At 40.6% G+C, this 24,112-nt stretch carries 19 protein-coding genes and 6 tRNA genes; 18 read left to right on the top strand and 7 right to left on the bottom strand.

Annotation, left to right across the window (positions count from 1 at the left end; genetic code table 11):
* Positions 1 to 48: 48 nt before the first annotated feature.
* Together purN and purM are read right to left on the bottom strand one after the other, a co-directional pair.
* Positions 49 to 693, bottom strand: a complete 645-nt coding sequence (gene purN, locus QPX86_RS12185; RefSeq protein WP_220755012.1) for a phosphoribosylglycinamide formyltransferase — start codon at positions 691 to 693, stop codon at positions 49 to 51.
* Positions 694 to 1,731: a phosphoribosylformylglycinamidine cyclo-ligase gene (gene purM, locus QPX86_RS12180; protein ID WP_220755013.1), complete on the bottom strand. Its 1,038-nt coding sequence runs from the start codon at positions 1,729 to 1,731 to the stop codon at positions 694 to 696.
* 241 nt (positions 1,732 to 1,972) lie between these two features.
* Here purM and upp point away from each other — a divergent pair, with 241 nt between their 5' ends.
* Positions 1,973 to 2,599, top strand: a complete 627-nt coding sequence (gene upp / locus QPX86_RS12175; RefSeq protein WP_220755014.1) for a uracil phosphoribosyltransferase — start codon at positions 1,973 to 1,975, stop codon at positions 2,597 to 2,599.
* Between the two features lie 106 nt (positions 2,600 to 2,705).
* Here the strand turns inward: upp and QPX86_RS12170 are convergent, their stop codons facing one another.
* Positions 2,706 to 4,028, bottom strand: coding sequence for a Na+/H+ antiporter family protein (locus QPX86_RS12170; RefSeq protein ID WP_285162852.1), 1,323 nt, complete (start codon positions 4,026 to 4,028; stop codon positions 2,706 to 2,708).
* A 437-nt stretch (positions 4,029 to 4,465) separates the two neighbouring features.
* Between QPX86_RS12170 and QPX86_RS12165 the strand changes: the two genes are divergently transcribed.
* Entirely contained in the window at positions 4,466 to 5,071 is a 606-nt protein-coding gene (locus QPX86_RS12165) for a peroxiredoxin (protein WP_102528360.1), read from the top strand.
* A gap of 74 nt (positions 5,072 to 5,145) precedes the next feature.
* Here QPX86_RS12165 and rnt read toward each other — a convergent pair whose 3' ends face one another.
* Positions 5,146 to 5,823 (bottom strand): ribonuclease T, encoded by a 678-nt coding sequence (gene rnt / locus QPX86_RS12160; protein WP_220755016.1) that lies wholly within the window; start codon positions 5,821 to 5,823, stop codon positions 5,146 to 5,148.
* Between the two features lie 138 nt (positions 5,824 to 5,961).
* Between rnt and QPX86_RS12155 the strand changes: the two genes are divergently transcribed.
* From QPX86_RS12155 to QPX86_RS12085, 15 genes are all read left to right on the top strand, one after another.
* Positions 5,962 to 6,831, top strand: coding sequence for a flagellar protein MotY (locus tag QPX86_RS12155; RefSeq protein WP_220755017.1), 870 nt, complete (start codon positions 5,962 to 5,964; stop codon positions 6,829 to 6,831).
* A 1,391-nt stretch (positions 6,832 to 8,222) separates the two neighbouring features.
* On the top strand, positions 8,223 to 8,624 hold the full coding sequence (gene ybgC / locus QPX86_RS12150; RefSeq protein WP_285165167.1) for a tol-pal system-associated acyl-CoA thioesterase: 402 nt from the start codon (positions 8,223 to 8,225) through the stop codon (positions 8,622 to 8,624).
* Positions 8,614 to 9,303 carry a protein TolQ gene (gene tolQ / locus QPX86_RS12145; protein ID WP_220755018.1) on the top strand — a complete coding sequence of 230 codons (690 nt, stop codon included), beginning with the start codon at positions 8,614 to 8,616 and terminating at the stop codon, positions 9,301 to 9,303. Before ybgC ends, tolQ begins: the two co-directional genes overlap by 11 nt.
* A complete protein-coding gene (tolR, locus tag QPX86_RS12140; RefSeq protein WP_220755019.1) occupies positions 9,303 to 9,728 on the top strand; it encodes a protein TolR in 426 nt (141 codons plus the stop codon). Before tolQ ends, tolR begins: the two co-directional genes overlap by 1 nt.
* A gap of 4 nt (positions 9,729 to 9,732) precedes the next feature.
* Entirely contained in the window at positions 9,733 to 10,668 is a 936-nt protein-coding gene (gene tolA / locus QPX86_RS12135) for a cell envelope integrity protein TolA (protein WP_285162851.1), read from the top strand.
* Between the two features lie 9 nt (positions 10,669 to 10,677).
* The gene (gene tolB, locus QPX86_RS12130; protein WP_285162850.1) at positions 10,678 to 12,006 is read left to right on the top strand and encodes a Tol-Pal system beta propeller repeat protein TolB; all 1,329 of its coding nucleotides are present in this window, start codon (positions 10,678 to 10,680) and stop codon (positions 12,004 to 12,006) included.
* A 20-nt stretch (positions 12,007 to 12,026) separates the two neighbouring features.
* Positions 12,027 to 12,578 carry a peptidoglycan-associated lipoprotein Pal gene (gene pal, locus QPX86_RS12125; protein WP_220755022.1) on the top strand — a complete coding sequence of 184 codons (552 nt, stop codon included), beginning with the start codon at positions 12,027 to 12,029 and terminating at the stop codon, positions 12,576 to 12,578.
* A 63-nt stretch (positions 12,579 to 12,641) separates the two neighbouring features.
* Positions 12,642 to 13,367, top strand: coding sequence for a tol-pal system protein YbgF (ybgF, locus tag QPX86_RS12120; protein WP_285162849.1), 726 nt, complete (start codon positions 12,642 to 12,644; stop codon positions 13,365 to 13,367).
* 217 nt (positions 13,368 to 13,584) lie between these two features.
* A tRNA-Lys gene (locus QPX86_RS12115) sits at positions 13,585 to 13,660 on the top strand.
* A gap of 149 nt (positions 13,661 to 13,809) precedes the next feature.
* Positions 13,810 to 13,885 (top strand) — tRNA-Lys (locus tag QPX86_RS12110).
* Positions 13,886 to 13,937: 52 nt separating this feature from the next.
* Positions 13,938 to 14,013 (top strand) — tRNA-Lys (locus QPX86_RS12105).
* Between the two features lie 149 nt (positions 14,014 to 14,162).
* Positions 14,163 to 14,238: transfer RNA gene (locus tag QPX86_RS12100), tRNA-Lys, on the top strand.
* Positions 14,239 to 14,306: 68 nt separating this feature from the next.
* Positions 14,307 to 14,382, top strand: a tRNA-Lys gene (locus tag QPX86_RS12095).
* Between the two features lie 66 nt (positions 14,383 to 14,448).
* A tRNA-Lys gene (locus QPX86_RS12090) sits at positions 14,449 to 14,524 on the top strand.
* Between the two features lie 382 nt (positions 14,525 to 14,906).
* Positions 14,907 to 16,058 (top strand): DcaP family trimeric outer membrane transporter, encoded by a 1,152-nt coding sequence (locus QPX86_RS12085; protein ID WP_220755024.1) that lies wholly within the window; start codon positions 14,907 to 14,909, stop codon positions 16,056 to 16,058.
* Positions 16,059 to 16,175: 117 nt separating this feature from the next.
* Here QPX86_RS12085 and QPX86_RS12080 read toward each other — a convergent pair whose 3' ends face one another.
* From QPX86_RS12080 to acs, 3 genes are all read right to left on the bottom strand, one after another.
* A complete protein-coding gene (locus tag QPX86_RS12080) occupies positions 16,176 to 16,436 on the bottom strand; it encodes a GrxA family glutaredoxin (RefSeq protein WP_055026330.1) in 261 nt (86 codons plus the stop codon).
* A 72-nt stretch (positions 16,437 to 16,508) separates the two neighbouring features.
* Complete coding sequence (locus tag QPX86_RS12075; RefSeq protein ID WP_220755025.1) at positions 16,509 to 18,266, bottom strand: DEAD/DEAH box helicase; 1,758 nt, start codon at positions 18,264 to 18,266, stop codon at positions 16,509 to 16,511.
* 212 nt (positions 18,267 to 18,478) lie between these two features.
* A complete protein-coding gene (gene acs / locus QPX86_RS12070; protein ID WP_220755026.1) occupies positions 18,479 to 20,431 on the bottom strand; it encodes an acetate--CoA ligase in 1,953 nt (650 codons plus the stop codon).
* Between the two features lie 186 nt (positions 20,432 to 20,617).
* Between acs and QPX86_RS12065 the strand changes: the two genes are divergently transcribed.
* On the top strand, positions 20,618 to 24,040 hold the full coding sequence (locus QPX86_RS12065) for a hybrid sensor histidine kinase/response regulator (RefSeq protein WP_220755027.1): 3,423 nt from the start codon (positions 20,618 to 20,620) through the stop codon (positions 24,038 to 24,040).
* Positions 24,041 to 24,112 lie beyond the last annotated feature (72 nt).

Here is a 24,112-nt window from a genome sequence, read left to right as displayed (position 1 = left end):
AAATCTCGCCAAGGCGAGATTTTTAATTTTTAAGCTTTATTAAACAAATTAATCAGGTGCGTAACCGTGAATACCAATAAGTTGGTCATCCAAATAGGCTTTTTTATCCACCATTTTTAATCGGTTTAAGCTAAACCATTTTACCACTAGCGGGTAGATAGCATGCTCTTGTTCATGAACACGGCTAGATAAGGTTTCTACTGTATCATCTTCATAAACAGGGACTTTAGCCTGCAATACAACAGGCCCAGCATCCAGTTCAGGAATGACAAAGTGAACACTCGCACCATGCTCAGTATCTTTGGCATCTAATGCTCTTTGATGAGTATGCAGCCCTGCATATTTAGGCAATAAAGAAGGGTGGATATTGATCATCTTACCCATATATTGACTAACGAACTCATCAGATAAAATACGCATGAAGCCAGCAAGCACAATTAAATCTGGCTGATACTGCTCAATGGCTTGCTGTAAACGCATGTCATATTGCTGGCGGCTTTCATCCTTACGGGCGATAACACAACTTGTATTGATTTCACCATGATGAGCACGGACAAGTCCGTAAGCATCAGGTTTGTTGCTAATAACACCAACAACTTCAGCGTTAAGGTTATCATCACAACCATCAATAATGGCTTGTAAGTTAGTACCGTTACCTGAGATAAGAACAAGAACGCGGCAGCATTCAGACATCTAGTTAATCTCCACTTGCTCTTCGTCACCTTGACGATTTGCAATTTCACCGATTAACCAAGCGTTTTCACCTTCAGCTTTAAGTAGTTCAAGTGCTGACTCTACTTTTTCAGCAGGAAGGGCAATAATCATACCTACACCACAGTTAAAGGTGCGGTACATTTCAAACTGCTCTATGTTGCCGTTTTCCATTAACCAGTCGAAAACAACAGGCCACTGCCAAGAGTCGCCTTTAACAACTGCTTTGCAATCGTCAGGTAATACGCGTGGGATGTTTTCCCAGAATCCACCACCAGTAATATGCGCCATTGCATGAACTTCAGTTTGCTCAAGCAACTTAAGTAAAGGCTTTACATAAATCTTGGTAGGTTCTAATAAATGCTCGATAAGCGGTTTACCAGCAAGATCTTGTTGAGGATCTGCCTTGCTTACTTCTAATACTTTACGTACTAAAGAGTAACCATTTGAGTGAGGGCCAGTTGAACCTAGTGCAATAAGTGCGTCACCAGATTTAACTTTAGTCCCGTCGATGATAGCTTCTTTTTCAGCGACACCAACACAAAAACCCGCTAAATCGTAATCTTCACCTTCATACATACCAGGCATTTCAGCAGTTTCACCACCGATTAATGCACAACCTGATTGATGACAGCCTTCAGCAATACCGTTAACAACTGAAGTGGCAGTTTCAACATCTAACTTGCCAGTTGCGTAGTAATCTAGGAAGAACAAAGGTTCAGCACCAGATACGATTAAGTCATTTACACACATAGCAACTAAATCAACACCAACAGTGTCGTGCTTTTTGTAATCAATGGCTAAACGTAACTTGGTTCCAACACCGTCAGTACCAGAGACTAATACTGGGTGTTTATACTTAGTTGGCAATTCGCAAAGAGCGCCAAAACCACCTAGGTTGCCCATTACTTCAGGACGGTGAGTGCGTTTTACCGCAGATTTAATATTATTGACTAATGCATTACCAGCATCGATATCAACGCCAGCGTCTTTGTAGCTAAGTGGTGTAGGAGTGCTCACGGAGGATCCTCTAGGGTACATCGTTTTATGGGATTTTATGCGGCGCTATTCTATCAGCTTGTGGTAGGCGTCGAAAGTCATGATTTAGCTTTATCCGATTATGAAAACAGTTTTCTGTAATGCTTTTAGCTGTTTAGCGTGAGATTGGCTGCAATTATGAAACTTTATGTTTTATAAAGAGAATAAATAAACTAGAATTTGAACAATTTGCGAAAAATATCTCATCATCAGGAGTGCAAAAATGAAAGTCGTTGAAGTAAAACACCCGTTAATTCGTCATAAAGTAGGCTTAATGCGTGAAGCTGAAATCAGTACTAAACGTTTTCGTGAGTTAGCCACAGAAGTTGGTAGCTTATTAACGTACGAAGCAACAGCAGACTTTGAAACAGAAACTGTCACTATTAATGGCTGGAACGGCCCTGTTGAGATTGAACAGATCAAAGGTAAGAAGGTGACAGTTGTCCCTATTCTTCGAGCAGGATTGGGGATGATGGATGGCGTATTAGAGCATATGCCTAGTGCTAAAATTTCTGTTGTCGGTATTTACCGTGACGAAGAAACTTTAGAACCAGTTCCATATTTTGACAAACTCGTTAGCAATGTTGATGAGCGTGTGGCGATTGTGGTCGATCCTATGCTGGCAACAGGCGGTTCGATGATTGCGACTATCGACTTACTTAAAAAGCGTGGCTGTGTGTCAATAAAAGCACTGGTATTAGTTGCTGCGCCTGAAGGTATTAAGGCTTTAGAAGCTGCACATCCAGATATCGAACTATATACAGCATCAATCGATGACTGCTTAAATGAGCAGGGTTATATTTTACCGGGTCTTGGTGATGCTGGGGATAAGATTTTCGGTACTAAATAAATTTAGTAAACCGATAATAAAAAAGGAGCCGTTGGCTCCTTTTTTATTGGGTCTTAATCAGTATTTACGACTTCATATTGTTCAAGACTGATAATGCTATCGACTACTAAAGTACCATTGCTGCAATCCAGCCAAAGCCGATAAGCGGAATGTTGTAGTGAATAAAGGTCGGGATAACACTGTCACGGATATGATCGTGCTGTCCGTCAGCATTTAGACCTGCTGTTGGGCCTAAGGTTGAATCTGAAGCAGGTGAGCCTGCATCACCCAAAGCTGCTGCTGTACCCACTAATGCGATTGTTGCTGCAACTGAAAAGCCAAAGGTGAGTGCTAATGGTACATAAATGGTAGCGATAATTGGAATGGTTGAGAATGAAGAACCAATGCCCATAGTAATTAATAACCCTACAACCAGCATGAGCAAGGCTGCTAAGGCTTTATTGTCACCAATAATGTCGCCTAACGAAGTAACAAGGGTGCTGACTTCACCAGTGGATTTTACTACCGCAGCAAAACCCGCTGCTGCAATCATGATGAAACCAATATTGGCCATCATCAATACACCTTGGTTAAACATATCTTGCCTGACATCAGGTTTAATAATGCCTGAGAAACGGAAGATGATGAAACCTGTTAATGCACCGAATATCATTGAGTCAGTTTGTAATTGAACCACTAACGTTGCAATGATAGCCACAAGCGAAATGATTATGGTCTTTTTGTTAATTCCCACTTCTTCACTTTGGTCTGCAACAATATCCTTCGCTTCATAAATTCGTGGTTTACGGTAAGTAATGAACACTGCTGTTAATAAGCCAGTAATCATTCCTAGCGCAGGTAGAAGCATAGCGGTTGGAATTTGTTCTTTAACTGCTTCAAGACCATTGTTGTTCAAGTTAGCCAATAAAATATCATTTAAGAAAATACCACCAAAGCCGATCGGTAAAATCATATAAGTGGTAACAAGACCAAAAGTGATAATACAAGCAACTAAGCGTCTATCGATTTGTAGTTTGCTTAATACATGCAGTAATGGCGGGATCAAAATTGGAATAAACGCAATATGGATTGGCAGAATATTTTGCGAACTTATTGCCATTAATAAAATGGAAGCAAGTAATAACCAACGCACAACTAATGTGTTGGTGCTATTTGGTTCTTTACCCACTTTTTTAATAATGTTGTGAGAAATGAGTGTGGTTAAGCCAGAATGCGATAAAGCGGCAGCAAAGGCGCCAAGTAAGGCATAACTTAAAGCAATTTGTGCACCGCCGCCAAGACCATCATTAAAGGCTGCGATGGTTTGATGAATATCTAAGCCTCCAACTAACCCTGCAACAAGTGCGCTTACAGTTAGTGCGATGACAACATTCACACGCATGAGACTTAATGCAAGCATTAAGGTGACAGCAATTACGACCGCATTCATATTAATTTTTTCTTATTTAGTTTTGTTATTAGATAGACATAGTGAAGTCATTCTTGTCCGTATCAAACGTCATGTCCAGTTTATCTCTATTCAGTTTACAAAAAGTGTATTCATGTAAGGAGGGTTTTTCATTGATGTAACAAGGCCTGTCGTTATGTTGAATATAATCTTTTGTATAAAGCAAATTATTCATTTGCCTTTTTCTTATCGACAAGTGGACTGTTTTTTCAGCAGGTAAAACATATTTCATCTTAAAGGACTTATTTCTTTAATCAATTAGGGGTAAGGTATATCGCAATTATCCAAGATACAGATTCATTTCAAGTTGAAGCAATTGTGTGAGCTGTCTCGCATAATGCTTTAGTTTGGGTATAATGCTACTCAGATTAACAGGCATTGTTTTTAAGTTTTTTTCAATCCATAGATGGAGATATAAAATGAGCGTATTAGTAGGCCGTCCGGCCCCAGATTTTACTGCCGCAGCGGTTCTTGGTACTGGTGAAATCGTTGATAGTTTCAATCTATCTACCGCGATTAAAGGTAAGTCAGCAGTTGTTTTCTTCTACCCACTAGATTTCACTTTCGTGTGTCCTTCAGAGTTGATTGCTTTTGATCACCGTATTGAAGAGTTCACTAAACGTGGCGTTGAAGTTATCGGTGTTTCAATCGATTCTCAGTTCTCTCATCACGCTTGGAGAAATACTGCTGTAGATAAAGGCGGTATCGGTGAAGTTAACTACACACTAGTTGCTGACGTTAAGCACGAAATCTGTAAAGCATACGACGTTGAGCATCCAGAAGCAGGTGTTGCTTTCCGTGCATCTTTCTTAATCGACAAAGAAGGTCAAGTTCGTCATCAAGTGGTTAACGATTTACCACTAGGACGTAACGTTGACGAAATGCTACGTATGATCGATGCGTTACAATTCCACGAAGAGCACGGTGAAGTTTGTCCTGCTGGTTGGGAAAAAGGCGACAAAGGAATGACTGCAACGACTGAAGGTGTTGCTTCTTACCTAAAAGATAACTCTGACAAGCTTTAATCGCTTTTGTTAGATATTAAAAAAGCTGCCTAGGCAGCTTTTTTTGTGTCTTTTAAAAGTGCATTGAATTGGTGCTAACTCTCTGACGCTTCTTTTACTTCTACTTCATCAACTTCTTCACTCACCATTGGCCAACCGCCCAAAGTTTTCCACTTATTGACGATATAACAGAATAATTCTGCAGTTCGTTCTGTGTCGTACAAGGCTGAGTGCGCTTCTTTATTGTCAAAGTCGATTCCTGCCATTTTACATGCCTTAGCAAGTACGGTGTGGCCGATAGCTAATCCGGCTAGCGTTGCGGTATCGAAAGTTGCGAATGGGTGGAATGGAGAACGTTTTAAGTCGTTGCGTTCAATGGCTTTATTAACAAAGCCAATATCAAATGCAGCATTGTGAGCCACAATGATACAGCGATGACAGTCAGCCGCTTTTTGTGCTTTCTTTACATGCTTGAAAATTTCTAGGAACGCTTGCTTTTCATCGACAGCGCCACGTAAAGGATTAGTTGGATCGATACCATTAAACGCTAATGCTTCAGGTTCAAGGTTTGCACCTTCAAAAGGCTCAATATGAAAGTGTTGGGTTTTATCAAGTTCAATAAAACCATCATCATTCATTTTAAGGGTGGTGACAGCTATTTCTAGCAACGCATCAGTTGCGGCATTGAAACCTGCGGTCTCGACATCGATAACAACAGGAAAGTAGCCTCTAAAGCGGTGTTTGAATTTGTTTGCGTCGCAGATATCGCTCATTAAAAACCTCATTCTCTAATATGTCGGCTATTATGCTAAAACTGTGGCTCAGTGTCATGTTTGATTGTGCGATTTCTCTGCTAAAGAATAATAAAACTTTGCCGATACAGAAATGTGACTATCTGACAGGGTGTTTTTATGTGGCGTAAAGCAATTCTATTATCAAGCTTAGGGTGTGTGTTTTCTGTGCAAGCAGATTTACAGCACTATGTTGCGTCTTTAGATGATTCAATGTGGCGCATTAGCCAAAATAGTCCGATTGAATGCCGACTAGAGCATGATATCCCTGACTACGGTAGAGCCGTTTTTACGAGTAAAGCGGGTAAAGATTTGAATCTAAACTTTACCTTAGATATGTGGAATAAACCTGATCAAGTCACTAATGCCGAGCTTATCAGCAAAGCCCCTCAATGGCGTCCAGGCGTTAATGAAAAAGCAATTACTAAACTTAAGTATCAAAAGCAATTTAATGGCGAAGTACCTAAACAAGCAGCCTGGTCAATGCTATCGGAATTAAGTAAGGGGATGCAGCCTACTTTTTATTATGCTGATTGGTATAACAAGGCAGATAAAGTGGCAGTAGGTTTATCGGCAGCAAATTTTGGTGGCCAATATAGACAGTTTCGCTCATGTTTATCGACATTATTACCTTACGGCTTCGACGATATTGCATTTACAGTATTAAATTATGAAGAGGGCGGTACTAATTTAACCCGTTTCTCTAAACAGCAACTTAATCGCGTAAAAGAGTATTTATCATATGACTCTGATGTTGAATTGATTTTCGTGGACGCTTATACCGACAGTTATGGTGGACGCTCGACTAACCAGCGGGTTTCTGAACGTCGTGCGGACTCTGTTGCGGACATTCTAGTGGCTAGCGGCATTGAAGAAAGCCGTATTCATAAAACCGGCCATGGTGAAAGGCGACATGTTGCTTCTAATAACTTAATGGAAGAAAGAGCCCGTAACCGCCGAGTTGTGATTAAGATTTCTAAAAGCATTTAAGATTAGTCATAAGGAAGGTTAACTGACAACTGGTTGATGCTGATTTTGATGTTACTTATCCCGGTGTTAGTAAGTTGATGACCTTAATATGGTTTGTGTTACTTTTGATGGTAATAGAACTGCGATAATGGTTTAGCTTTATGAGCTAAGCCATTTTTTATGCTTGAAGCATCGGTAGATTTTAAATGGTTTTAAAGGGTAAATTTTTAGATAAAAAAAAGCCCGCTTAAAGTAAGCGGGCCAAACAATTTGTATTCACAAATTCAAGGAAGGAAGTCAAGCATAAGAACCAGGGATAAGATGAGGTATTGGGGTACATCATCTTGGAGTTCTTGGTTTTCAATAACTAAATTAGCTATGTCCTGAAAACAAGATACATATTAGAGAGATTGCTCTAGATTGACAAACTAGAAAAATTTCAATTTATCATTAGTAAAACTAATCTGAATTATTGAGTTCGATTATAGTGTAATCACGCTTAAGTGAGTAAAGTGGATTAAAACATACTTTATAAGCATGGTGAGTGCATATTTAGTCGATTTAAGCGTTTTAAGTAATGATATACAATTGTTAAAAGTCAGCTTATGTACAGTAAAAACTAAAATAATAAAATAAATTTATCTTCTATAAGCCTATGATATCGGGTGATTAACTTAAATAGTGATGTTTATCACCTTTTGGTTTTAGATAACGGAATCTAGTTCAACATGTCAACTTGACTAGGATGAGTATAATTAATGCTAAATAGCTTTTTTGACTATTAACTACTCAATAAATGGAGGTGTTAGTGAGTTTTACTGTTGGACTGAGAAGTCATCAATAAATTGGGGCAGGCTTTAAGTAAAAATATATGCAATAAATAATCTTATCCAAAACTGATATGGAAGATTAGTTTATAAATTATGCTGATTAAATGCCTTGTTTTACTAACGTTACTGTTTTTTTAGCTAGTGTTTTTTTAAGAGGTGAGTGGTCGCTAAAGAAAGACTTTGAAGAAGGGGTCTGGACTACGGTGAATCAATCTATTCTAAAAAAGTAAATATAAATGAAAGGAATTAATTTGCTCGACTCTATAAGCAATATAAGTATAAAAACAGCATTTGGTGCCCATGAAATTCAAACTAAAGGCTGAGTAACAAAATTTGGTGGTTATTTCGGCACTGTCCTACCAGTTTGTTTACTTATCAAGGTTAATAGAATGTAAACTTTTCAATGGTTAACATTAAACTTTCTTCATTTCTTTGTATTAAGCCTGAAAAAGCCGTTTTTTAATGGCAAATTAAGCGTTGAACCATAAAATAAAGCCTGCTTTCCCGAGTCCTTTTATTCACAAGCGTTGTGGTACTCGGTATAGTAAGCCATCTTTTATTACGCAAAATTTACAATCGCAAATTATGTTTACATGGCCTATTTCAATTTATTACGAAGACACCGATGCTGGTGGAGTAGTTTATCATTCTAACTATTTAAACTTCTTCGAGCGCGCCCGAACCGAGTGGTTAAAATCTATGGGTGTCGTTCAAAGTGAGTTATTAACGGATGATATTGCTTTTGTTGTTAAGCATGCAGAATTAGATTTTCGCATTGCAGCAAGATTCGAACAGAACTTATTTGTAGAGTCACAGGTCATAGAATTAAAAAAAGCCTCTTTGGTGTTTAAACAGCGATTGCTTGATGACAAAGGCGACTGTTATTGTGAGGGCACTATTATTGTTGCCTGTATCGCTTTATCACGTATGCGACCAAGAGCTATCCCATTAAATATTGTGCAGGAGTTCAACCGTGCAAGCTGAAATTTCTTTTATCGGTCTTTTTTTAGAGGCAAGTGTTCTCGTTAAGTTAGTGATGCTGACTTTATTATGCTTATCTATTGCCTCATGGGCTGTCATTATTCAGCGTCGAAAGTTATTAAATAGCGCTCGGGCTAAAGCTATCAAATTTGAAGATACATTTTGGTCAGGAGTTGATCTCAACAAGTTGTATAAAGAATTATCTGCTCGCAGTGAAGGTGTTTCAGGACTTGAAGCTTTATTTGTAGCAGGGTTTAAAGAGTATTCACGTTTAAGCCAAGCCAACAGTAAATCACCTGAAGCTGTCATGGATGGCACTACCCGTGCTATGCGAGTCAGTTTATCTCGTGAAGTTGAACGTTTAGAAACACACCTTCCTTTATTAGCGACCATAGGTTCAACAAGTCCGTATATTGGTTTGTTCGGAACAGTATGGGGCATCATGAACTCGTTTATTGCTCTTGGCGCCGTTGAAAATGCCACGCTTACCATGGTTGCACCAGGTATTGCTGAAGCCTTGATTGCAACAGCTATGGGCTTGTTCGCCGCGATCCCAGCTGTTATTGGCTATAACCGTTTCTCGACTCAAGTCGAAAAGATTGAAATGTCGCACGTTAACTTTATGGAAGAGTTTTCTAACATATTGCAACGCCAGGCCTACAGTGAGAAGGAAGCGGTGTAATGTATCAACGTAAGCGCCGTCGTCCGGTCGCCGAAATCAATGTTGTACCTTATATTGACGTGATGTTGGTGCTGTTAATCATCTTTATGGTTACTGCGCCAATAGTTTCGCAAGGGGTCAAAGTTGAATTACCTCAAGGTGAAGCTGAACCGTTACCAGCTGAAAGTAAACCACCTATTGTGGCATCTATAGATGAGTTTGGAGAGTATTTCCTCAATGTAGGAAGTGGATCTAATGATGATTCACTGTCTTTGGATGAAATCTCAATTCAAGTGGGCGCAATGATCTTACTTGAACCTGAAAGACCGGTGGTCGTGAAAGCTGACCGCCGTATTCCTTATGAAAATGTGATTCAGTTAATGGTCAGTCTGCAAGGTGCGGGTGTGCCTGCAGTGGGCTTGATGACTGATTCACCTAAGGAGTAATTTGGTGGCTGCTAAATCTCAATTAACCTTACCAATTACAATCTCAGCAGGTGTGCATGTTGGCGTTATTGTCGCGCTAGCATTAGGCATTAGCTTTGATGATAAGCCTAAACATTTGCCGCAAGCTCAACAGTCAGAGCCAATAGTGCAAGCTGTGGTGGTGGATCAACAGCGTATTAATGAACATGCTGAAAAACTGAAGAAACAACGTGCTGATTCCGCGCGTATTGAGCGTGAACGTCAAGCAGAGTTAGACAGGCAAGCACGCAAAGCAAGAGATGAAGTGCGTAAAGAGCAAGAACGCATCAAGCAGCTCGAAAATCAGCGTAAGTTAAAAGAGCAAGAAACCCTTAAAGCCAACAATGCGGCGAAAGCTGCAAAGTTAAAAGAAGCTGAAGAAAAAGCTAAAGCCCAAAAAGCAGCGGATTTACGTAAAAAGCAAGAAGCTGAACGTCAAGCTGCTGAGAAAAAAGCTGCTGAAAAACGCAAAGCAGAAGAAGCTGCGGCGGCTAAAAAACGTGAAGATGAACGCAAACGTAAAGAAGAGGCTGAAAGAAAACGTAAGGCTGAAGAAGCTGAACGTGCTCGCCAAGAACGTGAAATGGCAGAAGCAATGGCGGCTGAACAAGTTGCGCTATCGGCTACTCGTAATAAGCAAGTTGTGTCTGAAGTAAACAAGTACACCGCAATGATTAAATCAACTATTCAGCGTAATTTGGTTGTCGATGAGTCGATGCGTGGTAAAAGTTGTCGAGTATTAATTCGCTTAGCGCAAGATGGTTTTGTCACTGCAAGCCAAACATTAAGTGGCGACCAAGTAGTTTGCCGTGCAGCTAAAGCGGCTATTAACAAAGCAGGGCGTTTACCTGTTTCAGCTGAAGCAGACGTTTATAACAAAATGAAAGAAATTAATTTAACCGTATCACCGGAATTTAATTAAAGGAGTCACATGAAGATTTTGGCAAAATGGTTAACGATATTGGTACTATTTATTAGTACTACCGCTAATGCTGCATTAGATATTGTTATCACTGAAGGTGTTGATGCAGCTAGACCTATCGCGATTATGCCTTTTGTTTGGCAGGGTACAGGTCCAGCTCCACAGCAAATTAGTGATGTTGTTACCAGTGATTTAGCGCGAAGCGGTACGTTTAATCCGCTTGATGCACGCGGTTTACCACAAACGAATATCAGCACTGTGAAAGAGTTTATTGCCACTGGTTGGGGCGAAACGGCATCTGAAGCATTACTCGTAGGTTCTATTAAACCTTATGGTACTAATCAATATTTAGTGAGCTTTGATCTGATTGATCTTGTTAAAGCGCAACTGCAATCAGGTAAAGGTCCTACGACTTCTAATGACTTATTACTTGAAAGTCGTGAAACGGTCATTAGTGAAGCGCAATTTAGACAATACGGTCACCGTATCAGCGACATCGTGTATGAAAAATTAACTGGTATTCGTGGTGCGTTTTTAAGCCGTGTAGCTTATGTTGTGGTTAAGCAAGGCGAAAAGTCGCCATATCATTTAATGATTTCAGATTACGACGGTTATAACGAACAAATGTTATTACGTTCACCTGAGCCATTAATGTCACCAGCATGGTCGCCTGATGGACGTCGTTTAGCATATGTAAGTTTTGAGAACCGTAAAGCGGAAATCTTTGTTCAAGATATCTATACTCAAGAGCGCGTTAAAGTTAGCTCGCATAATGGTATAAATGGTGCTCCAAGCTTTTCACCTGATGGTAAAAAGCTGGCGGTGACTTTATCTAAAGATGGCCAGCCAGAAATATATATTATTGATATCGCCACTAAAGCATTGAAGCGTGTCACTAATCATTATGCGATTGATACTGAAGCTTCGTGGACACCAGATGGTGAGTCGTTGATTTTTACCTCTGAACGCGGCGGTAGACCGCAAATTTATCAAGTGAAACTGAGCACTGGAAAAATATCACGTGTGACATTTGAAGGTGAGTGGAATTTAGGTGGCACGATAACACCTGATGGTCGCAGCATGATTTTTGTTAACCGCACTAACGGTAAATACAATATCGCGAGAATGGATCTTAAAACTCGCTTTATGCAAGTACTGACTTCGACTCAACTTGATGAGTCTCCAAGTATTGCGCCAAATGGAACCATGGTTATTTATGGTACCACTTACCGCGGTAGCCAAGTGTTAGCTGCGGTATCTATGGATGGAAGATTTAAAGCAAGACTACCAGCAGGCCAAGGCGAAGTGAAATCGCCAGCCTGGTCTCCATTTTTATAAAAATTAATTAAGGATTACCCATGAATCTGAATAAGTTGTTTAAAGCTATGTTAGTTGTTGTACCTGTAATGGCATTAGGGGCATGTAGCACAACTTCAGAATCTGAAACAGATGCAAGTGGTTCAACAAGTGGTTCAACAACCACAACTACTGGCGGTGAATATGGTTCTGGTGGAGTTGAAACTGGTGGCGTAGCGCCAATCTTAACACCAGAAGAGCAACAAAGAGTTGAGCAAGAAGAATTACGTGCTCAAAACATCATTTACTTTGATTTTGACCGTAGTGAAGTACAAAGCGAAAATGCGGCAATTATCCAAGCTCACGGTAACTACTTAGTAGAACATCCAAATGTGCGAGTATTGATTGAAGGTCATGCAGATGAGCGTGGTACACCTGAATACAATATTGCTCTTGGGGAACGCCGTGCCAAAGCCATTGCAAAATACTTACAAGGCATGGGTGTTCAAGCTAGCCAAATGAGTGTGGTTAGTTACGGTGAAGAAAAACCATTAGATTTTTCTCGTTCAGAAAGTGGTTTTGCTAAAAACCGTCGTGGTGTTTTAGTTTACTAATTACGTTATAACAATTGACGTATACGGAGGGCCAGTCCTGCTGGCCATTTTAGGAGTTTATTGATGAAACATGCTGTTTTAGTTGCTGCAATGTTTGTAACTGCGGGTGCCACAGCTGCACCTGCGCCAGTACAAGACATTGCTGGTGGTTCAAGTGATGATCGCATCTCTCGTTTAGAGCGTATAATTAAAGCGAAACAACAAACTGAATTCGAAGCCCAACAACGCTTAGATGCTTTACAACGTGAAGTATTGGATTTACGTGGCATTACCGAACAGCAAGATTACCAAATTAGTCAAATGCTTCAGCGTCAACGTCAGCTTTATGAAGAAATTGCCAATTTATCAGCAAGTGCTGCTTCAACCACAGTGACTGTTGCTGATTCAAGTGCAAGTTCAGCGACAAAGTCCACATTAGGTGAAACTGCCAGCTATGAGCAAGCGGTCAACCTTGTGTTGAAAGAAAGAAAGTATGATGAAGCGATTCCAGCCTTCAGCGAGTTTATTAAGCAATATCCTGATTCAACTTATGCGGCTAACGCAAATTATTGGCTTGGACAGTTATTATTTAATAAAGGTACCTTCCCAGAAGCTAAGCAAGCTTTTGATACTGTGGTGACAAAATACCCTAACTCAAACAAGCGTGGTGATAGTTTAGTCAAGCTAGGTATGATCGCAGAGAAAGAGGGTGATAGCACAACAGCAAAGACTTTCTATAACCGCGTATTAAAAGAATATGCAAATAGTGCCTCTGCTCGTCTAGCACAACAACAACTGTCGGCTTTATAAGCCTAATTTAACTAAAAAACAGCCTCTTAGTTTATTTTTAGTGCAAACGGCAAAAAAACCATAAATTGCACTTGCATGAGAAGATGAAAAAGGTATTATAGGCGCCCTCAGAACGGAGCGACGTTCTGGGGTCATTAAACAGGTTAGATTAACTTATTTTGATGACAGATTGATTGAACTCTATTTATAGTCTTCACTTAATCTAAGAAACAGAAATGGGTCGTTAGCTCAGTTGGTAGAGCAGTTGGCTTTTAACCAATTGGTCGAAGGTTCGAATCCTTCACGACCCACCACTTTCTGAAAGTGAGATTGCCAGTCAGGCTTTAATTCAGACGTAATGAATCGTTACGTAAAACTAGATGGGTCGTTAGAACAGTTGCTTAGTTTAATTAAGCAGTTGGCTTTCTCTCCAATTAAGACATAGTTTTAATGAAATACAGATGGGTCGTTAGCTCAGTTGGTAGAGCAGTTGGCTTTTAACCAATTGGTCGAAGGTTCGAATCCTTCACGACCCACCACTTTTCTAAAAGTGTTGCCAGTTAGGCATAGATTTAGATGCATTACCTAGATGGGTCGTTAGCTCAGTTGGTAGAGCAGTTGGCTTTTAACCAATTGGTCGAAGGTTCGAATCCTTCACGACCCACCACTTTCTGAAAGTGAGATTGCCAGTCAGGCTTTAATTCAGACGTAATGAATCGTTACGTAAAACTAGATGGGTCGTTAGATCAGTTGCTTGGTTTAATTAAGCAGTTGGCTTTCTCTCCAATTAAGACATAGTTTTAATGAAATACAGATGGGTCGTTAGCTCAGTTGGTAGAGCAGTTGGCTTTTAACCAATTGGTCGAAGGTTCGAATCCTTCACGACCCACCACTTTCTGAAAGTGAGATTGCCAGTCAGGCTTTAATTCAGACGTAATGAATCGTTACGTAAAACTAGATGGGTCGTTAGCTCAGTTGGTAGAGCAGTTGGCTTTTAACCAATTGGTCGAAGGTTCGAATCCTTCACGACCCACCACTTTTCTAAAAGTGTTGCCTGTTAGGCATAGATTTAGACGTAATGAATCGTTACGTAAAACTAGATGGGTCGTTAGCTCAGTTGGTAGAGCAGTTGGCTTTTAACCAATTGGTCGAAGGTTCGAATCCTTCACGACCCACCACTTTTCTGAAAGTGAGATAGCCTGTTCGGCTTTGATTCAGACCCCCTATTGTCCTATCGTTTTTAATCTATTTATATTCCAGTTTTTTAATTTATTCAGCTTAGATATAAATTCATCTCTTGTATGTTGATGTTGTACTTTTTGTCAACTTTATCGCCTCATAAATAAGTATTCTTTTGTTCACAAAAATACAGCTTAGCTAATAAATTCACCGATCAGTCTTAACGTATTCTAATTGCTAATGTTATCCACCATTTAATTGCAATTCTGATAATCATTTTAGTTTTCTCTCATCTACTTTTGTCTAATAGACCTATTGCTAATGTTGCTTGGATGTTAACTGGGTCATATTGCTATGGATGATAAGAACAGGGAGAGCATGATGAAACAAGCAAAATATGGTTTAGTAATAGGTATCTCGATGCTGGCATTAAGTAATGTGAGCTATGCAGATACTGATATGCAGTTTGGTGGTTATGTAAAAGCCGATGTGATGTTCAGTGATTATGGTAATGGGGCGCCAGACTCAGGAAGTTTATCTCGTCAGTTTTATGTGCCTGGTACTATTTATGGGGAAGAAGGAAATGGCAACCAAGTTGTCGATTTTCAAGCACGTGAGACACGCTTTAATTTTAAAACTGTGTCAGATTTTGATGGCCATAAGCTAACAGGGTTTATTGAATTAGATTTCATGACTCATACAGATGGTAATGAACGTGTATCAAACAGTTATTCTCCTCGTATTCGCCAAGCATTTGTAAGCTATGATAATTGGACTGTAGGTCAAACATGGACCACATTTCAAAACCCTGGTGCGTTGCCAGAGAACTTAGATTTCGTTGGGGCAGCTGAGGGTACGCCATTTGTGCGTCAAGCGATGATCCGATATACCAATGGTGGCTTCCAGTTAGCGGTAGAAAATCCAGAAACAACCGTAAATCAATACCAAACAGCATCTCGTTTAACCAGTGGAAGTGGTATTGTGCCAGATGTTGTTGCGCGTTATAACTTTAAAACAGAAGGTGGTACAGCCATTTCTGTAGCAGGTATTTTACGTCAATTAAATGTAGAACAAAATGTTGGCACGCAAGCCGTTGACTCAACAGAAATGGGTTATGGTGCGAGCATCGCAGGTATTATTCCAGTTGGCGGAGATGACTTTAAGTTTTCAGCAACATATGGTGAAGGTTTAGGCCGTTATATGGCGCTTAACTATGCAAATGCAGGTAATTTAGATGCATCTGGCGAAATACAAACCATCAGTTCATATGGTGGTTATGCAGCTTATCGTCATTGGTGGAATGATAAATGGCGTTCTAGCTTAACTGTTTCAGCGTTTAAGGCTGATAACGATACCATGCTATCAAGTGATCAGGTTAATGCTGAATCATATTCTAGCTATATTAACTTGCTGTATTCACCAACTAAGCCGTTAACTTTTGGTGTTGAGTATATGTATGCGATGAATGAAAGAGAAGATGGTAGCGATGGTGACTTAAGCCGTATTTTGTTTTCTGCTAAATACGTCCTATAGTAAAGTAGTTTGATATTGTAACTTCCCCCCGAAAATCAAGTTACATTTAAAAGGGTTAATTCATTGAATTAACCCTTTTTCTTTCAATAATATATTAGCGAATTGTAGCGAAAATATTTAGCCTAATAAGTTATTTGAACGAACATACTGTTCGAACTCAGTGTAACCACCTACATGAACTTCATCTACGAAGATTTGCGGTACCGTTTCAACTGGCTTGCCCACAGTTTTCTCTAGGTCAGCTTTAGAAATGCCTTCAGCATGAATGTCTACGTACTTAAATTTAAAACCGTCACGCTGTTCAGTTAATTTTTCTGATAATTCAACAGCACGAACACAATATGGACAGCCTGGACGGCCAAAAATTACAACAAACATAGTGACTCCTTTTTTTGATTTGACGATTTATACCATAACTCTTATTGAATTGATAATTTATACAGAACTCGGTTAAAAACTACTTTCATCAATCGTTTTATAACGACCTTTATAGTCAAAAAACTTCTCGACTAAATCCCATTTATTTTTCTGTTTTTTTAATAGGAGTAAATCAGGTTTCTTAAAGTGATCTGCTTGAGTAATAAGTTGCTGCGGTGTTTTGTATTGTGGATGTTTCATTCCTGGCGTTCGCGAATGCGGTGCGATAAAAATGGCAAATAGCGCGCGGCGCTGGGCAGGGGTTTCCATTCTAAAGGTTTCTTTAAAGTCATTCGCTTCAATATCGAAGTATTGAACGATTAATTTGTTGTCATCTGCCGTTAGTAGCATTTCTTGGCATTTAAAGAGATGGTGATGTTGAGAAGATAAGACTTGCTTCAAGCGTTTGTCTGGATCTATCAATGTAGATTGACAGGTTTGGCATATACGGGCAGCAATATCATTCTCAGCGCCGCAATCAGGACAGGATTTTGACCTGAATCGAAAGTCACATTGATGTTTTTGATTATCATGAGTCTTTTCTACTAAGCCTTGGCACCGCCTGCCAAAGTGCTCAACTATATCGCCGTCACTATCAACTAATCCCCAAAACGTGTTGGCAAACTGACAAACGGGGCAGTGAACTTGCACAGGTACAGATTTACTGTTGGTTTTCACTTGGCCAACTTCTGGGAAGTATAAGTCATAGCCATTTGCTGCGTAATCAATTACTAGGCAATCATCTTTATCAGGCGCTAAACGGAGCCCTCGGCCAATCATTTGCTGAAATAGGCTCACTGATGCTGTAGGTCTTAAAATCGCGATTAAGTCCACATGAGGGGCGTCAAAGCCAGTGGTTAATACTGCAACGTTAACAATAAATTTAAGTTGCTGTTGTTTAAAGCGAGTAATTATTTCATCGCGCTCGATATGAAGTGTCTCAGCGGTTATTAATGCTGCACTATCATCGAGTAACGTCATTATTTCTTGTGCATGACGCACTGTTGCTGCAAATATGAGCACGCCTTTACGGTGCTCGGCAAGTTGTAGCACTTGTTTGATAATAGCGGTTGTTGCTCGGCCTTGATGATTGAGTAAGTCATCGACTTCTTTTTGCGGGTACTCCCCAGATTCTGAAGGTGTGACTTGGCTAAAGTCATATTGAGCACTTAAGCCATCAAAAATCTTAGGCGCAGTTAAATAACCTTGCTTGATTAAAGGCCGCATTGGCAGCTCAAATATACATTTTTCAAAAATCGGTTTTTCAGTGTTACCCACTTTGCCATGGTAGTGGTGGCGATATATCCAACCTAAACCTAAGCGGTATGGTGTTGCTGTTAAACCCAATAATTTAAGTTGTGGGTTACGTTTTTTTAAATGAGCCAGCAATTGCCAGTATTGACTATTTTCATCGTTACTCACGCGGTGACACTCATCAATGATCACCAAAGAAAAAACCTGATTGAATTTTTCTGGCGCTCTTGCTGCAGATTGCACACTGGCGACAACAGTTTTACCAACTGCTTTTTTTTGATTTAATCCAGCAGAATAAATACTGGCTTCTTCGGTTAGTAAACCCACTTTTTCTGCATTTTGTGCAACTAACTCTTTAACGTGAGTGAGCACTAAAACATTTCCACGTGCAATACGTGCAAGCTCAGCGATGACGATGCTTTTACCTGCACCTGTGGGTAATACCAGCACCGCTGAATCATTACTTTGTTTAAAATGGGCTATGGCAGCATTGACTGAGTCTTGCTGATAATCACGAAGCGAAATTGTTACTGGCATAAACTCGTTATTGTTGAATGTTTTGAAAAGATAACTGAGGGGTTACTTTATCACGTAACGCAGTGGATGTTAGGTTATTACGATTTGCTTAAGCTGAGTTTTAACATAAAAAAGCCCCCTCATTTGAGGGGGCAATGAGAATCTGGTCAAGACTCTCTAGGTGGGTAGGACGTAAAGGTTACGATTAACCTGACAATCACTAATCGTCAGTGTTATTCGGTTTTATTTAAGCGGGATTCGATAAGTGTATCGATTACCGCTGGATCTGCCAGTGTTGAAGAATCACCTAAGTTGGTCACTTCATTTGCTGCAATCTTGCGTAAGAAGCGACGCATGATTTTGCCTGAACGCGTTTTAGGTAGTCCGCCAGCCCACTGAATTAAATCAGGGGTCGCTAGGGCGCCGATTTCTTTACGAACCCATTGGCGTAGACCTTGACGAAGTTCTTCTGTTTCTTCAACGCCTTTAGTAAGCGTCACATAAGCATAGATACCTTGGCCCTTGATATCATGGGGGTAACCAACTACTGCAGCTTCAGCAACTAGCTCATGTGAAACAAGTGCACTTTCAACTTCTGCTGTACCAAGTCGATGGCCGGACACATTAATAACGTCATCTACTCGGCCAGTGATCCAGTAATAACCATCTTCATCACGACGAGCACCGTCACCAGTAAAGTACATGCCTCTAAAGGTTTTAAAGTAGGTCAGTGCAAAACGGTCATGGTCGCCATAAACAGTTCGCATTTGACCAGGCCATGAATCTAGGATGACTAAGTTTCCTTCAACCGCGCCGTCTAAAATATTGCCCATGTTATCCACTAACGCAGGTTGTACGCCAAAGAATGGACGAGTAGCAGAGCCTGGTTTTGCATCAGTTGCGCCTGGTAACGGGCTAATTAGAATGCCACCAGTTTCTGTTTGCCACCATGTATCCACAATAGGGCAAGACTCATGACCAATCACTTCGTGGTACCAACGCCATGCTTCTGGGTTAATAGGTTCACCTACTGAGCCCATGACACGTAAAGAGCTGCCATCGAAACCTTCAAATTGCTCTTTGCCCTCAGCCATTAATGCACGGATTAATGTCGGAGCTGTATAAAGAATATTGACTTTATGACGGTCAATCATTTCGCCTAAACGAGAAGGGCCTGGCGAGTTAGGAACACCTTCGTGAATTAGCACGGTTGCGCCATTAGCAAGCGGGCCGTATACCATGTATGAGTGACCGGTAATCCACCCCACATCAGCAGTACACCAGTAAACTTCACCTTCTTTGTAATCAAAGACATATTCGTGAGTCATTGAAGCATAAACCATGTAACCACCTGTGGTGTGTAACACACCTTTAGGGTTACCGGTTGAGCCTGATGTATACAGTAGGAAAAGCGGGTCTTCAGCGCCCATTTCTTCTGCTTGGCAATGCTCTGAAGCTGTTGCCATTACATCGCTCCACCAAATATCACGACCTTCAACCCAATCGATGTCACCACCAGTTCGGTTAAGTACGATAACTTTTTCGACGCAATCAACATCTGGATTATTCAGTGCGTCATCAATGCTTCGCTTTAATGGAATTTTACGACCGCCACGAATACCTTCATCGGCAGTAATTAGCACTTTTGAATTACCATCAATCACACGTGATGCAATTGAGTCAGGTGAGAAGCCACCAAAGACAACAGAGTGAACAGCACCGATGCGTGCACATGCTAGCATTGCGACTGCAGCTTCTGGCACCATTGGCATATAAATGGTTACTACATCGCCTTTACAAACACCTTGGCTGCGTAGGGCGTTAGCAAACTTACATACATCAGTATGAAGCTCACGGTAGGTAATTTTGCGTTGTTCGCTGGCATCATCGCCTTCCCAGATAATGGCAACACGGTCACCATTTTTTTCAAGGTGGCGATCCAAACAGTTAGCTGAAGCGTTCAATGTGCCATCATAAAACCAGTTAATTGACAGGTTATGATCATCAAATGACGTCTTCTTAATTTTGGTGTAGGGTTTGATCCAATCAATACGCTTACCGTGTTCTCTCCAAAAACCTTCTGGATTTACCACAGATTCTTGGTACATTTTCTTATAGGTATCATTGTCTACCAGTGCGTTGGTTGCGAAATCTGCTGGTACTTTATAGAGAGACTGCGAGCTCATATGGCTTCCCTTTGTCGAATTTAGCGTTACGAAAGTATCGTCTGCAAGGTGAGGTTAACACTATTAGACCTTGGTCTAGTTTTAAAATATCCTTAATATTTAACCTGTTGCGCATGTTAGCATGGCACCAAATTGACACAGATTTATTGCTTATTTATTAAGCGAATATAATAAGAAGAGAAAGCCATGAATTTGACCTTAGTCGTTGCTGTGATTGCAATTTGCTATGTTTCTTTACTGTTTATTTTAGCGTGGGGAGCTGAGCGATGGTTTAGCAAGATCACCAAAAAAGTTCAGGTATGGATATACGGCTTAAGTCTAGCGGTTTACTGTTCTTCTTGGAGCTTCTTAGGCACAGTTGGTCAATCTGCCAACGATTTGTGGTCTTTTTTACCGATATACTTAGGCCCCATATTAGTTTTTTCGCTCGGTTTTGGGGTATTGCGCAAGATGGTTATCATCTCAAAAGCGCAAAATATTACTTCAGTGGCTGATTTTATTGCCGCTCGATATGGTAAATCTCAAACTCTCGCAGCGATTGTTACCCTCATTGCACTATTTGGCATCATGCCTTACATCGCCTTACAACTTAAAGCGATGGTGTTTAGTTTAAATCTTTTCCAACCAGACAATCAGCCTTTAAGTGCTGTCAGTGTACCTTTACTTATTACTTTTATATTGGCTATTTTTGCCATTTTGTTTGGCACCCGAAAACTGGATGCCACAGAACATAACCCGGGCATGATGGTAGCCATTGCATTTGAGTCGCTGGTAAAATTGGCGGCATTCTTGATCGTCGGTTTTGTGATTACCTATTTATACTTTGATGGTTTTGGCGATATTTGGCAGCAAGCATCAGACAAAGATATCATCAAAAATGGCAGCCTTAATATCGTGTCATTTTTGCCTGAAATGCTGGTGGGGATAGCTGCCTTCATGTGTATGCCGCGTCAATTCCATGTGATGGTAGTTGAGTGTGCTGAAGAAGCGGTACTTAACAAAGCTCGTTGGATTTTTCCGCTTTATTTAGCCATGTTCGGGCTATTTGTCGCGCCGCTGGCATTAGCAGGCACCTTGTTATTAGGTGATAGTGTTGCTGCAGATACCTATGTGATTAATCTACCTCTTGCATTAGACCAGCCCGTGCTGGCAGTCATCGCATTATTGGGTACTTTGTCTGCAGCGACAGGTATGGTAATCGTAGCGGTAGTTACTATTAGTGTGATGATCAGTAACGAATGGTTAGTGCCGTTTATGTTGCGAACAGGCCGTGTTAATGGAACCAACTTTAATCAATTTGCCCGCTTTTTATTAAACGCCCGTCGCTTAGCCATCGTCATCATTCTGGCGTTAGGTTATTTAAGTTATTTGTTGTTTGGCAACAGCGAATCGCTGTCTCACCTTGGACAGCTTTCTTTTGGGGCATTTGCGCAATTAGCGCCAGCTTTATTAGGTGGAATGTATTGGAAATATGGTAATCGTTCTGGGGTCTTTTTAGGCTTAGCCGTTGGTTTCTCGCTTTGGTGTTACATCTTATTTGAGGGCAGTGTAGGGATTGGCGGCGAAACGGGTCTGCTAGCGTCTATAAGCCCAGAAGTTGCCGATACCTTAATTGCATTACTCGCCAATGTGGTTTGTTATATTTTAGGCTCTCTTTGGTTCAGAGCGGGTGTAGCAGAGCGTATTCAAGCAAGTCATTTTATTAACCCTGGGGCAAATAAGCAGGGTGATAAGAAGGACACTAACCGCAAACATGGCGCAATTTCTCAGCAGGACTTATTAATCCTTGCGAGTCGTTTTGTCAGTCCGACAAGAGCTTATGAAAGCTTCAGTAAATTCTCCCCTGATGCAGTGCGCAGTGACTCATGGCACAAGGTTGCTGGTGAAGAACTGATTTCTCATACTGAACATATGCTCGCAGGTGTGCTTGGTGCATCCAGTGCTTCACTGGTGATGGATTCTGTATTACAAGGACGTGATTTAGCCCTTGATGAAGTTTTCAGCTTAGTAGATGAAGCGTCGTCAAAAATTATTTTGAGCCAAGACATGCTTCGCGGCGCTATTGAACATGCCTATGAAGGCATGAGCGTTGTTGATAAAGACTTAAACCTTGTTGCGTGGAATTATAAATACGCAGAGCTTTATGATTATCCTGATGACTTTTTACAACAAGGTATGCCAATCAGTGAAGTCGTGCGTTTTAATGCTGCGCGAGGTTATTGTGGTGAAGGCGATATAGAAACACAGGTTGAGATCCGTGTTCAGCACATGCGAAACGGCACAGAACATACTTCAGAGCGACAACGAAAAGACGGCAAGGTCATTAAGATTCAAGGTAATCCCATGCCAGATGGCGGTTTTGTGATGACCTTTACCGATATTACTCAGTATCGACTGCAAGAAAAGGCATTGATTGAAGCTAATGAAACACTAGAGTCTCGCGTACAAGAGCGTACTTATGAACTGGCAATGCTTAACAGTGAACTACTGGAAGCGAAAGCCCAAGAAGAGTTAGCAAATGCCTCTAAAAGTCGCTTTTTGGCAGCAGTAGGACATGACTTAATGCAGCCTTTAAATGCGGCGCGTTTATTTACAGCGTCTCTTGCACAATACCCCAATTTAGATTTAGAAGGTAAAACTACTATTTCTCATATCAATAATTCACTTCGCACAGCGGGTGAGCTATTAACAGATTTACTGGATATCTCTAAGTTAGATTCAGGCATGGTCGAAGTTAATCGTCGCGACTTTGCGGTGGCAGAGCTGTTAAATGGCTTATCTGTTGAGTTCGATGCGATGGCTAATGATAACCAAATTCGATTTAACATGATGCCTTGCACTGCCACGATAAATTCTGATTTATCTTTATTAAGACGTATTTTACAAAACTTTCTGACCAATGCGTATCGCTATGCAAAAGGAGGGCAAGTCTTGTTGGGTTGTCGCCGTCGTGGTGACTTCCTTGAAATACAAGTTATTGATACCGGTTGCGGAATTGATGAAAACGAAACCGAAGAAATTTTCAAAGAGTTTAAGCGGCTCAATCACCCGAGTAGTCGCAATGTGAGTGGCCTTGGCCTAGGTTTAGCGATTGCAGACAGGATCAGCAAGGTGCTTGAACATCAAATACAAGTGACATCCAAATTGGGTCAGGGTTCGGTATTTTCTATAACGGTGCCGCTTGGTGAGACAGTCAGTGAAAAAGTCATTAAACCAGTGCCAACATTAACTCAGCCATTAGCTGGGGTGAAAGTGCTTTGTATTGATAACGAAGAAGCCATTTTAGCAGGGCTTGAAAGCTTATTAACTCGTTGGAAGTGTGAAGTCGTGTGTGCATCTGATTTAGCAGATGCACGAATTAAACTGGGCTTAAAGGGCGTCGCGCCCGATATTGTTTTAGCCGATTACCATTTAGATAATGATCAAAATGGTGTTGATGCGATGGATGGCATCCGCTCTCGTTACGGTGAGCATTTACCAGGGATCTTGATTACTGCTAATACCAATAAAGATTTGGTTGACGATGTACAAAAGCGTGGTTATCACTATATGGCGAAAATGGTAAAACCTGCCGCATTAAGAGCGCTTATTTCTAGCTTAGTTAAGTAATACATAAAATTAAGAGTTAGGTCAGCCAAAAAGTTAAGAGTAAAATAAGCTATTAGTCATCAAACCAAGTTA

Origin of the sequence: Shewanella goraebulensis, assembly GCF_030252245.1 — a bacterium.
GTDB lineage: Bacteria > Pseudomonadota > Gammaproteobacteria > Enterobacterales > Shewanellaceae > Shewanella > Shewanella goraebulensis.
The sequence above is the reverse complement of the archived record's forward strand: the minus strand, read 5'-3'. Positions and strand labels throughout refer to the sequence as shown.

Coding starts and splice junctions, on each gene's coding strand:
- purN (WP_220755012.1), bottom strand. CDS start 693: ATGTCTGAATGCTGCCGCGTTCTTGTTCTTATCTCAGGTAACGGTACT.
- QPX86_RS12085 (WP_220755024.1), top strand. CDS start 14,907: ATGAAACAAGCAAAATATGGTTTAGTAATAGGTATCTCGATGCTGGCA.
- ybgF (WP_285162849.1), top strand. CDS start 12,642: ATGAAACATGCTGTTTTAGTTGCTGCAATGTTTGTAACTGCGGGTGCC.
- acs (WP_220755026.1), bottom strand. CDS start 20,431: ATGAGCTCGCAGTCTCTCTATAAAGTACCAGCAGATTTCGCAACCAAC.
- QPX86_RS12165 (WP_102528360.1), top strand. CDS start 4,466: ATGAGCGTATTAGTAGGCCGTCCGGCCCCAGATTTTACTGCCGCAGCG.
- tolB (WP_285162850.1), top strand. CDS start 10,678: ATGAAGATTTTGGCAAAATGGTTAACGATATTGGTACTATTTATTAGT.
- QPX86_RS12155 (WP_220755017.1), top strand. CDS start 5,962: ATGTGGCGTAAAGCAATTCTATTATCAAGCTTAGGGTGTGTGTTTTCT.
- pal (WP_220755022.1), top strand. CDS start 12,027: ATGAATCTGAATAAGTTGTTTAAAGCTATGTTAGTTGTTGTACCTGTA.
- tolR (WP_220755019.1), top strand. CDS start 9,303: ATGTATCAACGTAAGCGCCGTCGTCCGGTCGCCGAAATCAATGTTGTA.
- QPX86_RS12075 (WP_220755025.1), bottom strand. CDS start 18,266: ATGCCAGTAACAATTTCGCTTCGTGATTATCAGCAAGACTCAGTCAAT.
- QPX86_RS12065 (WP_220755027.1), top strand. CDS start 20,618: ATGAATTTGACCTTAGTCGTTGCTGTGATTGCAATTTGCTATGTTTCT.
- QPX86_RS12170 (WP_285162852.1), bottom strand. CDS start 4,028: ATGAATGCGGTCGTAATTGCTGTCACCTTAATGCTTGCATTAAGTCTC.
- QPX86_RS12080 (WP_055026330.1), bottom strand. CDS start 16,436: ATGTTTGTTGTAATTTTTGGCCGTCCAGGCTGTCCATATTGTGTTCGT.
- rnt (WP_220755016.1), bottom strand. CDS start 5,823: ATGAGCGATATCTGCGACGCAAACAAATTCAAACACCGCTTTAGAGGC.
- upp (WP_220755014.1), top strand. CDS start 1,973: ATGAAAGTCGTTGAAGTAAAACACCCGTTAATTCGTCATAAAGTAGGC.